1 protein-coding gene is annotated in these 239 nt (G+C 64.9%); it reads left to right on the top strand.

Annotated features, from left to right (window positions below; all coding sequences use genetic code 11):
- A partial coding sequence (locus AC0L20_RS41755) for an ABC transporter permease subunit (RefSeq protein WP_473295953.1) occupies positions 1-221 on the top strand: 221 nt, incomplete at its 5' end.
- Positions 222-239: the final 18 nt, after the last annotated feature.

A 239-nucleotide genomic window follows, 5' to 3' on the forward strand; every position in this document is an offset into this window, starting at 1 on the left:
TGTTGACCGGCGTGCGCCTGGCCATCGGCATTCTGTGGATCGTGCTGGTGCCGTGCGAGATGCTGGGGGTGAGTGCGGGGCTGGGGTATTACATCCTCGATACCCGTGACCGGCTGGCGTATTCGGAACTGATGGCGATGGTGCTGCTGATCGGGCTGCTGGGGTTTGCGCTGGATGCCCTGGCGCGGTGGCTGCATCAGCGCTGGGTGCATGCAGGGTAACGGTGTGTCCAAGGCGGG

Source organism: Bradyrhizobium sp. Kon58 (genome assembly GCF_055807455.1).